At 33.2% G+C, this 14,041-nt stretch carries 11 protein-coding genes; 2 read left to right on the top strand and 9 right to left on the bottom strand.

The annotated features are described in order from the left end of the window. Positions 1-387: 387 nt before the first annotated feature. The gene (locus C240_RS03905) at positions 388-1,911 is read left to right on the top strand and encodes a helix-turn-helix domain-containing protein (protein ID WP_271491241.1); all 1,524 of its coding nucleotides are present in this window, start codon (positions 388-390) and stop codon (positions 1,909-1,911) included. A 138-nt stretch (positions 1,912-2,049) separates the two neighbouring features. Here C240_RS03905 and C240_RS03900 read toward each other — a convergent pair whose 3' ends face one another. Then, on the bottom strand, positions 2,050-4,362 hold the full coding sequence (locus tag C240_RS03900; protein WP_442896573.1) for a glycosyl hydrolase family 18 protein: 2,313 nt from the start codon (positions 4,360-4,362) through the stop codon (positions 2,050-2,052). Between the two features lie 215 nt (positions 4,363-4,577). Continuing rightward, the gene (gene yeiL, locus C240_RS03895) at positions 4,578-5,252 is read right to left on the bottom strand and encodes a transcriptional regulator YeiL (RefSeq protein ID WP_271491239.1); all 675 of its coding nucleotides are present in this window, start codon (positions 5,250-5,252) and stop codon (positions 4,578-4,580) included. Between the two features lie 105 nt (positions 5,253-5,357). Here yeiL and C240_RS03890 point away from each other — a divergent pair, with 105 nt between their 5' ends. Beyond that, positions 5,358-5,993 carry a YczE/YyaS/YitT family protein gene (locus tag C240_RS03890; protein ID WP_271491236.1) on the top strand — a complete coding sequence of 212 codons (636 nt, stop codon included), beginning with the start codon at positions 5,358-5,360 and terminating at the stop codon, positions 5,991-5,993. 50 nt (positions 5,994-6,043) lie between these two features. Here the strand turns inward: C240_RS03890 and C240_RS03885 are convergent, their stop codons facing one another. From C240_RS03885 to C240_RS03855, 7 genes are all read right to left on the bottom strand, one after another. Continuing rightward, positions 6,044-6,841 (bottom strand): LssY C-terminal domain-containing protein, encoded by a 798-nt coding sequence (locus C240_RS03885; protein WP_271491234.1) that lies wholly within the window; start codon positions 6,839-6,841, stop codon positions 6,044-6,046. A gap of 38 nt (positions 6,842-6,879) precedes the next feature. Next, positions 6,880-7,095, bottom strand: a complete 216-nt coding sequence (locus C240_RS03880; protein WP_271491231.1) for a hypothetical protein — start codon at positions 7,093-7,095, stop codon at positions 6,880-6,882. 242 nt (positions 7,096-7,337) lie between these two features. Next, positions 7,338-7,892 carry a LysM peptidoglycan-binding domain-containing protein gene (locus tag C240_RS03875; RefSeq protein WP_271491228.1) on the bottom strand — a complete coding sequence of 185 codons (555 nt, stop codon included), beginning with the start codon at positions 7,890-7,892 and terminating at the stop codon, positions 7,338-7,340. A gap of 432 nt (positions 7,893-8,324) precedes the next feature. Next, positions 8,325-9,596: a hypothetical protein gene (locus tag C240_RS03870; RefSeq protein ID WP_271491225.1), complete on the bottom strand. Its 1,272-nt coding sequence runs from the start codon at positions 9,594-9,596 to the stop codon at positions 8,325-8,327. A 24-nt stretch (positions 9,597-9,620) separates the two neighbouring features. Next, a complete protein-coding gene (locus tag C240_RS03865; protein WP_271491222.1) occupies positions 9,621-11,282 on the bottom strand; it encodes a glucosaminidase domain-containing protein in 1,662 nt (553 codons plus the stop codon). Between the two features lie 17 nt (positions 11,283-11,299). Next, complete coding sequence (locus C240_RS03860) at positions 11,300-12,442, bottom strand: hypothetical protein (protein WP_271491219.1); 1,143 nt, start codon at positions 12,440-12,442, stop codon at positions 11,300-11,302. 855 nt (positions 12,443-13,297) lie between these two features. Then, positions 13,298-14,035, bottom strand: coding sequence for a hypothetical protein (locus tag C240_RS03855; protein WP_271491216.1), 738 nt, complete (start codon positions 14,033-14,035; stop codon positions 13,298-13,300). Positions 14,036-14,041: the final 6 nt, after the last annotated feature.

Here is a 14,041-nt window from a genome sequence, read left to right as displayed (position 1 = left end):
TTTGATTTTTTTAAAGAAAAAGGAAAGAGGCTGGTAGCAGAATCCAACCTCTTCATTTGCTTGCAGTTCCATAATAATTGTTCTGCTCCATTTACCACAATTGCAAAAACTTATAAACTATAAAAAAACTACCTTGACTATCATCCTTTGCATTTATACAAAACTAATAGTGAAGTATAGATAACTTCAAATTGCTATATAGATCCGTTATTTCTGATAATTTATCATTTCCACAACCTTAGATAAACAAATGACTTATGCAATTCTGGACTAAATGCTACTAAAAAAATTCAAAAACTATACATGTGAAAGTTTTAACCAAAATTGCATCATGAGGAAAATAAATGGTATATTGTTGTATAGAGACTTGCGCAGGAGGAAAAGAAAATGAGAGAGTTATTCTTATCCAGTAAAAACTTAAGCAAACTTGATATCCTTAAAGAACTTCTTTTTGTTACAGAAGGAGTGTTTATCCAAAAGCTAACTTTAAAATACGAAGTGTCTTACAGTACCAAAATCCGCTATATCACCGAATTAACAGAAGACCTAAATAAATTATTTCCTTCAACAGATTTATCTATAAAAAAGTGGGAAAATACAGACTTATACTTTATCGCAAACCTTCAAAATCTTGATATTGACTATATTATTGATTATGTCAGGCTGGCATATATTCAGGAAAGTAGTTTATATCCGGTTACTTTAGAAATCCTAAGTAAAAACTATTCTTCTGCTAACCAATTAGCGCTCAACTTAGATATAAGCCCGTCTAAAATCTATGCTTCCATCGTAAAAATAAATTCAGTTCTAGAACTATTTGATGCTCAGATTACTTTAACTACTAGTCGTGATAATTTTGCTGGAAATGAAACGGGGATCCGCTTTGCAAATTATTTTTTACTGTGGTCGATTTTTAGGACTAAAAAATTTACTCAGCTTTTTTCTTATGTCCCGGATAACTACCTTGATATAACTGCTTTGAAAAAGAGTTTAGCAATTACAGGCAACATAACTTTATCTATCGAAACCAAGCTAAGAATCATCCAATCCATTAGCTTGTATCGAATAATTTTTATGGGTAAACAAACGAATCTTCCTTCCACATTCTATGAAGAAATTGAGTTGTGTTACGATCCTAATTTTTGTTTTGAACCTGAAATCGAACAAGCAATTCCTGCAGATATATTATTAAAAGAAAAAAAGTTAATTTACTTTGCTATCCAAGGTTTGATTGATGATCTGTATACTTTTGAACATAAAGAAGCAGTTGTTAAAAAATATCAACATTCTCAATTAGCAATTGCTAAAAATTTAGCTGCTTTTTTACATAATTTTGAAAATAGTTTTTCTCTTACATTTACGTATACGAATTATATAGAAACTTATTACACACTTTTATTGACAATTTTTTATGCAAAATATATAAATGTCGATTTTACCGATTTTTATGATGTAGAGCCATCCGTTGAAAAATTTAAAACACTAAATCCAAAATACGAGCATTTTGAAAATAGTTTGAAAACGTTTATTCTTTCGCAAAAAGAACTTTTAAAATTAGGTATTGATCTAAAGGACCCTAAGACTTTAAAACAAATTGTTTATTTACTAAGTTGGAGTATGTATATTGCTAAAAAAGACCAACCGCTTAAAATTGGGATTCAAATATCCAGCAATATTTATTTAGGTCAAGCGATTAAAAAGACTATTGCAGATTTTATTCCTCAAGAAGGTTTTGCTTTTACGACTAATCCTGACCACATGGATATCCTGATTTCTGATACTTACGAAGGTAACTATCCTTCTATCTATAAGTACTATTTTGAAAATCACAGTAATCCTAGAACTTGGCGTGAACTTATTGCCTTTATCAATCAGGTTCGCTGGAATAGAAAACTTGATTGGGAAAACTAAATAAAAAAACGGATCATTGATGTTGACTATATAATGATGCAAAAAGGTTAAACTGAAATCTAACTTTTTTGGTCATTACAACTAGGCATCGCTTGATCCGTTTTTTAGTTTTCTAAACAAGTTAAATATTTAGTAGCCTTATCCTATTAATGCCCACGGCCCCCATTGTTCCGCTCCGGGAACATTGCCTTGGGTCCACCATTTTGCTTTGTAAGTTTTTCCTTGGTAGGTAACGATCTCCCCACCATTATAGGCTTTGGTTGCATTCCATTCATTTGTTGCTGGCGGAGTCGTACTTTCTTTGGTTTTAGCCGCAACAGCATTACTTTCAGTTGAAAGATTACCAGCTGCGTCGTATGCTTTCACAGTATAATTATAGGTCGTATTCGCTTTTAAATTAGCATCTGTATACGTTGTTTCAGCAACAGTTGCGACAAGTACACCATCACGGTATATTTTATAGCCAGCTAATTTCACATTATCTGTAGACGCTGACCAACTCAAAGCCACGGTCGAATCAGTAATTGTTCCAGCTACTAAGTTTTGCGGTGTTGTCGGCGGAGTGGTATCAGTTGGATCTGGATTTACTGCACCACCACCATAAATAGTTTGTTTGCTTAATTCTGCTCCATTTTTAGCAATTCGTTGGGTTAATTCAATACTTGCAATTCGATTCACGTCAACTGATGCTGCGCTTGATTTTAGTCTAAATGTGTAACTTGCTCCTTGCGGAATTTGTTGGGCATCATATACCGACGATAAATCAACAACAACATAGCCGTTTTCTACAGTTACTGTACCAGCTTTATAGTCACCAGCAGTTAAATTTTCTGCTGCATTAATTGGAATATACAATTTTGGCAGTTTAACTGTTTCAAAAGCTGCTTCTACTGCTTTTAACACGTCACCCGTTTCATTGGATGTTTCATTATTTTTAACAGTAATTTCGTAACCTGCGCCATTTTCACTATACGGCACAATACTTGCTTTCACATTTAAATCAGCATAGATTGTTTTATTTCCTGGTAAAGCTGTTGCTCCAAACAAACCATTTTTGATTGATTTTGTTAATTCATCGCGTTTTGTTGTATCTGTTGGTTTATCTTGAGACTGCATCCATGAAATGACTCCACCTAATTGATTATTTTTAACGTATTCTATTTTATAACCAATAGAGCGTGTATTGTCATAGGTATAAAATTCTCCTGTTTTCTGATTGTACATATAAGGTGCTTTTGCTACATCATCCCAGTATTCTTTCAGATCTGGTGATTTAACTTTCAGATCAGCAATATTACGATATGGCCAAACACCACCTGCACGTCCGCCATCACCTGATTTAAGCGGATTTTTGTTATTAGCGCCATACGTCGGTGTTAAATCAGCATCTTTATTATTTTTTTCTGCCGCTTGAAATAGACCGGGATGAGTACTGTCTGTTCCTGCGGCTACTTTATTCCAACCACGAGTATAAAAAGCTGCTCCGATTACAATTTTACTAGAAGGCGCACCGTTTTTTTGTAAATATTTTACGGTTTGATCGACCGAAAAACCACTATCGTAGTTGGGATCTGCCGGATTACCATAAAGTGCTGTATGATGAGCACTATTTGGTGTCCATGCACCATTCATATCATAGGTCATCACATTAGCAAAATCGACAACTTTAAATAATTCAGCTACATCAACGCCATTTTTCAATGTATTTTGCGCTGCTGACAAAGCAACAGATAATTCATAGGTTTTGCCTAAGTCTTTTCCTTGCTTATCAATTGCCGTCCGAATATCTTGTAAAAGTGTAATAAAATTCTGTTTATCTTCTGGTTTTGCATGGGGAGTTCCTTCATCGTTAGTGTTATCAACTTTGTCTGGTTCTCTCACTGATGCTGGATATTCCCAATCCAAGTCAACAAAATCCATGTTTGTATATTTAATGAATTTAGCAATGTTGCTGACAAAGTTTGCTCGAACCGTTGGATTTGCTGCGACATCAGAAAAATCACCTGATTTAGACCAGCCGCCGATCGAAACACCTATTTTCAAATTAGGATTTTTAGCCCTAAGATCTTGAATCGCATTCAACACACCTGCACTTGCACTATTCCACTGAACACCGTCTTGACCGACTGGTGCACCAACAGCTGCGTCCTTATCGGTAAACTTCAAATTACCACTGCTATCAAAATCTAAAAAGGCATAATTTAAATGAGTTAATTGATCTGCCGGAATATCTTTAGGATAAAAATTATCCTCACCACCCCAAATCGACCAATCACCATAGTACATCACATTGCGATACTGCTGTGTTTCTGCAGCTTGTACCTGTTTATTTGGTACTAAAACTGAAACCGCCAGCACCAAACTAGACATAAGAAGAATTAGAGCTGATAAACCGTTGACATTTTTTCTAAACACTTTTTTCAATCTCTCCACCTCTTTTTTATTATTCATACAACAATGGAGCTGTATGTTTTGTTGCTGATTGGCTTGTAAGCACATTTTTAAAACGCTTACAAATTCCTCTTTTAGAATAAAATAATTTGGAATAAAAAGCTAACAATAACATTTCAATATTATTTTTTTTATTCCACCATTTATAAATGCAACTCCAGAAAAACAAATAGGTATAGCATCTCCTACTTGTTTTTAGCACAATCATTCATTTCCTAATAGTCCATTAGTCCTTCGCCAAGTTTCTTCAGTTCTGTAATATTAAGCTCATAACTTTTTCCACATTTTACCACAAGCTGATTTTCCATAAATTCATTTAAAGTGTACATCAAATGTCGATAGCTTACTCCTAAAAATTCTGCTGTTTCAGTTTGCCTTTCATGATAAATACCATCGACTTCTGTTTGCAACATATAAGCCGCTAGCCGATACTTTAGTTCATAATTTTGATTGTTGGAAAAATGTTCTACTCTTAATAAAACCTTACGCCCCAAATACTTGGAAATCATTCTCAAAAAATGGTTATCATCTAGTAGCTCTGTTTGAGCAGTCGTATAAGGAAATGCCAAACATAAACAACGGTCAATTGCTTGGACATCTTTGACTTGATCTTCAACATCTAAAAGTGTTAACTCGCCAATAAAATCACCAGTGCCTAAAAACTGCAATAATGAACGTTTGCCATTTTCATGAATCTTATATATTTTTGCTCGGCCTTCGAGCAAAAAGAATAAATGTTCCACTTTTTGATCTAAACGAACGATATAATCATTTTTTTCATAGACGAAGAGCTCAGCCTTAGCTAATAATTCCTCAGAAAAATAGGTTCTAAAATCGATTGTCTTGGTCGTTTTTAATCCGTTTAAATCCTTTAATTGATATTTTTTCATTTCTCCTCCTAAAAACATGAGATATCTCCTATTATTATGTAGCAAAATCCCTTAAATTACTACTTATAGTTATTCGGGAGATCAAATTAATTCAGGAGGTTTATTATGAAAAAAACAATTGCATCACTTTTTTTCTATATTCTAAGCGGAGTTGGTATAAGCTTAACGATTAAAGCAGATATTGGAGTAAGTAGTTTTAATTCTTTAAATGTAGCACTAGCTGCAATCAGCAATATCAAAGTCGGCACAGTTACTTTTATTTTGAATACACTCTTTCTCCTACTTTATATCCTTTTATCCAAACAAAAAGCTTATCTAAAATACTTCTATATGTTTCTTGCAATATTTTCATTGGGCAGCATTATTAACTTTTTTTCTTATACAGTTCTTGCCTCTTTTGTTTTAGAAAATTATCTTTTAAAAGTTCTTATTTTCATTTTAGGGACTTGTATCGCAGGTTTTGCTACGGGAATAGTGATTTCATTAAATGTTTTGCCTTTTCCAATTGAAAGTGTTTGTATTCGGTTATCCGAATTAACTGGTTACTCATTTGCACGCTTTAGATATGGCATTGATCTTTTCTCAGTCACTTTTTCTTTAGCGCTCTCTCTTTTTTATCACTTACCTATTTTTGTAAGAGAAGGGACTGTAATTAGTTTGTTTTTATTATCCGGCACAATTTCACTAACTAAGTTAGGCTATGAAAACCGACTGCTTAGAAAAAAATTAGTGGAAAGTTAGTATAAAACCAACAGAGGAAAAGCGAATTTGCTTTTTCTCTGTTGGTTTTATTACTTAGATTTGGTCACTTGAATAAATGGTAGCGAACCATCTGTAAAAATTCGGTCACCGCCACCATTACGACCGTGATAACTTGTTGTAAAATGCTCTACCATTTCAACCTCAATATTATGAGCAGAGTCCTTAATGGAAGCTAAAACAAAATCCCGCTCTTGGTCAATATCAGAATTAATTTTATGCGTAAACTGTCCCGTAAAAATAGAAAAGCCAACTTTTTTATCGTACGTTGCTGCACCTAACCAATCAGCTTTTCGACCACCAGGTAAATACCATTTTTCTGGTGTCTTCCAAAAACGAACGTGATGTCTTCGTCTAGGGTTATTTTCTATTTCTTTTTCAAACGCCAAATCTTGTTTTTTGTTAAATAAAAATAGCGAACTAACTGGTGCACTAGGATAAGATCGAGCAAATACACTAGCCGCAACCATATGGATGCTAGATCGTAGTGTTAAAGGTTCTGCTATCGTCCAGCCAGAATCCAAGAAAAGTTGTTTTAATTCATTTTCATCACCAATAAACGCTAAATTGATCGGATCTCCTAAAAGCCCATCACCAGTTCTCGAGCGACCAATAAAGTAATTAGGTAAATAATGTCCTGTAAGTAACTTATTAACGAATGGTAAAATAATATATGAACTAAACAACCAGAAAAATATATAAGCAAAAATATGAATCCTTTTTGTTAAAATCTCAGAAAATAATGCTTGATAAACGATGTAACCAACAAATACAATCAAAATAAAACGTAATAATCGAAAAATACTATTCAAAAATGATTGCTTTTTCATTTCCTCATTTCTCCTTTCACATCTTATAGCCTATAGTTTTATTCCTCTTGATCGGGGTCATACGGAACATACTCGCTATAATTATCGATTTCTCCTTCAAAAATTTCATTTCCAAAATTGCTATAAGCTCCAGAACCCATCCCCATCATACCAAAATCAGATCCCACTTCCGTTACATTAGACATCAATTTTTCTTTAAATTCTGCCTCACTAATGATTGCACCGGTCTTCAAATTCTTATAAAATTTTGGCATATCAATAACACCCTTTCTTGAGTAAATTATTTAACATACAATTATTTTGTTTATTAACATATTATACCCTATTTTTATCAAATCCTTTCCTTACGTGCTTTTACAATAAAAAAGAGCTTAAATCAACACTAAAATTTAGTAATGGTTTAAACTCAAAATTAATTTTTTTCTATTAACTAGTTGAATGATAGGAACTTAAACTATGTGTCTAACTTAGTTTATGTATCTCTAAATAGTTATTCTTAATACCAGCCGTTAGCCATCCAGAAAGCTTGAGCTGCTTCCCATGAACCATAGCGTCCAGCAACATAGCTGTCAGCTACACGTTCTTGATTAGCTTCAGAATAATCACCATTTAAATACGATGAATCTAATTGGTATCTACCAATGTAACGTCCGTTAGTAGCAGTATATGAACCGCTAGATTCCTTTTGGGCAATCCATTCTTTTGCAGAAGAAGTTGTTACTGCAGTAGTAGCTGCGGCTTCTGTTGATGTAGCTGTTGATGCTGTAGCTTCTTGTGCTACAGGAGCTTGCTCTTTTGGAGCTGCTTCTTTGTCCGTACGGATTGTTAACTCTTCACCTTCAAAAATCATATTTATGTCAACAATATTATTATCTTTTGCGATTAAATCAATTAAGCTGCTGTCTCCGCTGAATTGATGAGAGATAGTAGATAAAGTATCTCCAGATTTTACTGTATATAAGCTATCGGCATGTGCGTCAGTCGTTCCCATAAAAATTCCAAATCCTGCAGTCAAAGTTGTTGCTAATAAAATCGTTTTAAGTGATTTCATGTTGTTTCTCCTTTGTAAAAAAGTATTTTGTCGTTTGTTAATCGACTTTGCATACTTTAACATCTAAAAATATTTCATAGGTGAAAATCCAGTGACAATTCGTTACGAGTGTTTTCATTCCATGACAGCTCACAAAAAAAACGGCTAAAAACACTTGTTCGCACTAGCTTCTTTAATGATATATTTTTTGGAAAAAATCATGTTTTTTTCAGAAATTTTTATCAAACAAATAAAACAACATCTGTTATGTTACAAAAAATAAGGAATTATTACAAATTATATATGACATTTATATCAAAAATAAGTGATAATCTATCTCTTTTTTGCTAATTCTTTCAATAAATAATAGTTAAAATCCCATCTATTTAAAGCAAAAGAGGCAATAAAACAAACCAATTCTGTTTGTTTTATTGCCTCTTTTATAGTCATTTTTTAATTTGCTTCAGGATCTTTTTGTTCAATTACAGACTCTAATAATCGATTTTCTGTTTGAATAATATCGAAAAATGCACTAATTTTTTCTAATTGTTCATAATCAATTTGATATAACTTCACTTGTGGTTTCAAAAATAGGAAGCCTGGACGAATTTTAACACGTTCATTAATCAAATGACATTGCTCCATCATAGATTGTAAATCCATTTCAGAAACACTATTTTTAATTTTTTCCACGCGTGCACGTTCATAAACCCATTGATCTCTCGTCACAGTCATTTTTTCTGTAATTGTAACCAACTGACGATTTAAACGCCAAGATTGTTCAACAAATTTGGCTTTTTTATAAAGATCATCATATTGAATTAAATCAATTCTTACCGGTTTGTACCAATCCTCTTCATCAATAGAAGATTTTTGATACTTTTTGAACCGTTTCAATCCGTTTACCAGCATACTATTTTCGATGGCGAGCAGCTCGAACTCCAATTTTTCTTTTGCTACCCGCACCCGTTCCTTTGACGCTTTTTCACGCTTCAAGCTTTCTTTAAGAAATAAAACTTCATTTTGCTCTGAGCGAACAGCTATAGTGAAATCAAGATCCTCTTTCGGCTCAATGATTACATCGGTTTCTGGGCTTTCGTCTTCATCCATTGGTTCTGGTTCGACTTCTTCAATTTCAAGTTCTTCAACTTCGTCTTCATATTCAAATTCTACTGGGTCTTCTTCAATGTTCTCTTCTATAGAAACTTCTACTGGAAAACTTAATATTTCTTCGTCAACAGAGTTATCTTCTTCTTGGAACTCAGAAAGAAGCTTAGCTTCTAAAATACTGCTGACAGAATCAGATTTTGAATACCCCATTTGTTCTAAACTATCTGAAACACTAAAATATACTGGTTCTTCATCTTTTCTAAACGACAAGGGGATTAATTCACAGAAATATGTACTAAAAGCATCGTCAACTTCTTCAATTATTTTAGTCCAAATGAATTGTGGAAATAGTTCTTCTAGTTCTTCTAATAATACATCCCAATTTAGTTGAGTTTGAAAAAACTGAATTTCTAAATGTTTTTTTACAGGTGTTGAGATAAGTTTTCGAGAAATTTCATCATTCTCACGCATTGTAAGGAATCTATCTGTGATACGCTCGTAGAGTGTTTCATACGCATCACTAATCTCGTCTAAACTATCTTTTTGATAGAGAACGGTCCCTGTAGTGACTGGGATTGCCTGCTGATGAAAAAATACATCGAAATAATCATTCATTAAACCGTTCTCCTCTCTTGTTTTTTATGACTGAAGATCATAGATTGGTGACAGAACAAGTAATTGACCTTCTGTTAAGAAATATTGATCCAAGTCGTTCCACTCTTTTAACGACAATACAGAAATACCAGTCTTTTTAGAAATACTTGCTAAAGTATCTCCTTTTTTCACTTCATACGTTTCTTTAGTCTTTTTGCGTGTTGCACTCACTTGATAATCTTTTGAGTCTTTAGTACTATTAGTTTCTTTTTTCGCAGTTGTTTGTTTAGTATCTTTTCCTGTGAATGCACTAGAAAGTTTTTGCGCCATATCTAATGAACGATCCACAGCTTCTTCTTTTAGTACAACAGTTACTTTATCTTCTTCTTTAGGAACATTCAATTTTTGTCCGATAAATAGCATCCGGCGATCTAATTGATTTTTCTCAAGAATCGCTAATGTTGAAATATTATATAGATCACTAATTGATTTTAGTGATTCACCTTTTTTCACAATATGAGTCAGATATTCACTGTTTTGATCGCTTTTATCATCTTTTTTCTCTAATCTATTGAATGAGGTATTTAAAGTGATTTTTTTAGCTTTTTTACTTGAATTTTTATCCTTAAGCGTATCGTATTCTGTTAAATCATAAGCATCAATCAAACCATTTAGCTTAGAATTGTAGCTTGTATCTGTAGCATAGCGACCCGTTAAATACTTTGTTGCATCTTTATACGAAGTCGTATTTGTTTTCCAAGTACCACTATAAAAAGAATTACTGTAATCAGTTCCACCTTTGATTAGTTTTACGTAATCTTCCAGTGATTCTTTATAAGATGGATATTTTCGGAAATCAGAACGAATAGTAAACATACTGCCTGAACCGTTATCCTCACTTGTAAGGAAATTAGCACTTGCTCCTTCATAACTTCCTTTAATTCCAAATAAATTATAGTTAGGAGCAGACGCTAACGCACTGTTACCTGAAGCACTTTCCAAGATTGCTTGAGCAATCATTACCGATGCGTATAGATTATTCTCACCAGCAATGACACGAGCATCCTCAGCGATAACTTCAATAAAGCTTTTTGTTGTCAAATTAGGGCTTACATGAAAAACTTGATCTGAAGCAGATGAACTGCTGCCGCCAGTCGCCCCAGAGGTTGTCCCACTTGGACGGCTCGGTTGAGTATTTACACTTGGTCCTTGAACAGGTCGTTGAACCGACGGCTTTGTTTCAACCGGTTGACTTGGTTTTGACGGTTGAGGTTTTGGCTGTGGTTTTGATGGACTTGTAGAACTACTATTTGTTGTACTTGAACTAGAATTTGTAGTACTAGAGCTAGAACTTGTACTCGTTGATGAATCCGTTGTTGATGTTGAGCTATCAGACGTTGTTGATTCTGTACTGCTTGATGAGCTTGTAGAATCGCTGCTCGTACTATCAGTTGTTGAAGATTCTGAACTAGATTCTGTAGAAGAGCTAGTTTCAGTCCCTTCAACTGTACTTTCTGTTGTTTCATGTTCTTCAGTTGAAGATAAAATCGGTACATCTTCTTGTTCTTCGGTTCCTTCTGTTGCGTTACTATCAATTTCTTTGGCAACAATCGGCTGAACATCGGTAACAGAAAGGACAGCACTTGAAGCAAGCAACCCAACACTTAACATACGTATTTTTTTATTGTTTAGATTTCTTTTTTTCATTTCGTGTCCTCTCTTTCTTATTCAAATGAGTCGTCTTTTCTATACGGATCGTCTTTTACCAAGTTAATGATTTGGTTAAAGGCCTGTTCTGATTCTTCTTTAACATCTTTGATACGTTTGTAGTAGTTTTGATATTCTTGTTCAGCGCGCTCTAAACGTTTTAATACTTCAGCTTTTTTCTTCGTTTCAGTATCAATTAATTGCGCTTGTTGATTTGCTTGTCCGACAATTTCTTTGGCTTGTTTCTTCGCATCTAATAAGACTTCACCAATATCTTCTTTCGATAATTGTTGATCTTCTTCGATTGATTTTTGAGCTAACTCGCGTTTTGTATTTTCTAATTCTCGACGAACGCTCTCTAGTTCTTCCTGAACAGCAGAATCAGTTGTTGTATCTGATGACATGATAACAATACGATCTTCAGATAGTTTATCGATTTCTTCTTGTTTAGCTAGCAGCTCTTGCTCATATTGTCTAACCTTATTAGCAAAGCGTTCAGCTTTTTTACGATTTAAGTCCGTTTCATCAATTTGACGATTACTTTCACGTAAAAGTTTATTATATTTGCTTTTCACTTGTTCAAGTTCAGTCATTCGAGCTTCATAATCTTTTGGCACAGCTTGAACCATTGATAATTCATTCTCTAAAGATTCATTTGTTTGTTGAGCTGCTTCCAACTCATTTTGTAATTGCGCTGTTTCACGTTTATTCTTACGTAATTCTGATTTTAACTCTCTTAGTTGATCTTGAAGTTGTTCATTTTCGTCTTGAAGTTCTTCTAATTCTTCATCATCAATAATTTGATTAACTGGTGGTCTTTTGGCTTTTGGTTTAGCTGCTTGCTTCAGCTTTCTTGGAGCTGGAGTTGGTTGTTTCTTTTTCGATTTGAATAATGAACGTTCTTCTTCTTCGTCATCTTCATCGTCATCATATTCATCATCGTCGTCGTAGTCTTCGTCGTCATCATATTCATCATCATCGTCGTAGTCTTCGTCGTCATCGTAATCATCATCGTCGTAGTCTTCGTCATCATCATATTCATCATCGTCGTCGTAGTCTTCATCATCGTACTCGTCTTCATCATAGTACTCATCGTCATCATATTCGTCGTAATCTTCGTATTTCTTTCTTTTTTTACCTTTACCAAAAATTTTTAGCATATGCTCACTTCCTTGTATTTAATGGGTCTGTCTCTTGTTTTTTTTTATACCAAATTAAACAGCAAATGATTATTCTTACTTATACCAATTGAACAGCTTAATACTAATTGAAATTAGCTTTCTATGTAACGTAGTAACAAATAACATAACTTTTTATACTTTAAAAATAATCAACACTTTTTCAATAGCTTGTTTTTTTGATTCTTCATTTGCTTCTCTAACAATTACTTACTGAACCTACTTAACAAAACACGCCAATAGAAGTTTCTAAAAAAACACCTACCTCTATATATTCTAGCAGAAAATGACTCAACAAACAAACCGAATAACCCATTTATTTCTATTTTTGTGTAACTAATAGTGTAACCCTGAGCATTTTTCAAAAAAACACAGCCATCAGCAAATTTTACGGACGTTTTTTTATTGTTAATATTTATAATTTTAATAAATAACAATGATTTAAACCTTAAATTTATCATTAAACTAAAATTATCATTTTTTGTTATTATCGATCCTTAAAATGGATCGTCCGAGTTATAAGAAACTAAAAAAAGCTTATTTTAACAAGTTTCATGTAATTATAATTATAATCTAACGTTCAAAAAAAAGGAATGTCTGCCGTTTTTTTGACAATCATTCCTTTTGAAAATCCATAACATTCTAAATTATTGAGAAAAATCTATTTACTCTACAAAAAAACCATCACTTTTATTTGTTATTATATTTATAATAATCATTAATATTACCAATTGTTTTTCTTTCATAAAATTACTTCCGTAATTATTGTTTTTTTGTAAAATGTTGACCTCATTTTCTATTTTCAGGCAAATTGCTTAATTAATGGACGTCATTCATTCAAGTTTTTGTATAGTTTTTTATAAAAACACGAACCAAATTTAAAGTTCCATTTTCATTAAATTCCATTCCAAGGTTTCTTCCAACTTGATGCTCTTTTTCTGCTTGTTTTAGCGAATTTTCAATTTGAAGAGTTTGTCCTTCCAACTCTTCTGGTGATTGATTGAATTTTTTGTTGAAAGCTGTTACTTTTTGCTGTAATTCTGTCACACCAGCTAATTCAGACAACTTTTCAATTGCTTTAATCGGTTCGTTAAGATAAAGTTTTTGAGTTTCTGGATAATTAACTAGCGTGATTTCTTGCGAGCTTAACCATTCTAATTTTTTCTTTTCATCAAATTCATAAATTAGTTCCACTGTACCATAAGAGTAATATTTTCCGTCTGCTTTATTTTTATATGGGTAAGTTGCCCTCATGCTTAATGTGTTTCCTGTAGCCTTAACTGTATAAACTGGGGCTTCTTGATCATTTTCATCCGTTTGCAACGCCTCTTCTATAATTGGAATTGCTTCTGTATATAATTTAGGCATCTCAACCTCAAACTTTTCTGTCATCAGTTTAATCGCTTCTTCTTTTGTGATATCAAGATAGTCAAATTTACCAAAATTTTTCTCTTGCGACTTTTCCCAAACCAGCACTTTGTCAGCTACAGATAATGGTTCACTGAACTCTGTTTTTTTACAGCCTACGATAAATACTAAACAGAGACAGAATGAAATAAATAGTTTTGTTCTCATCTAAAC

Source organism: Enterococcus sp. 5H (assembly GCF_028128615.1).
Taxonomy (GTDB): Bacteria; Bacillota; Bacilli; order Lactobacillales; family Enterococcaceae; genus Enterococcus_L.
Note: the sequence above shows the minus strand (reverse complement) of the source record. Positions and strands in the feature narration are given on the sequence as shown.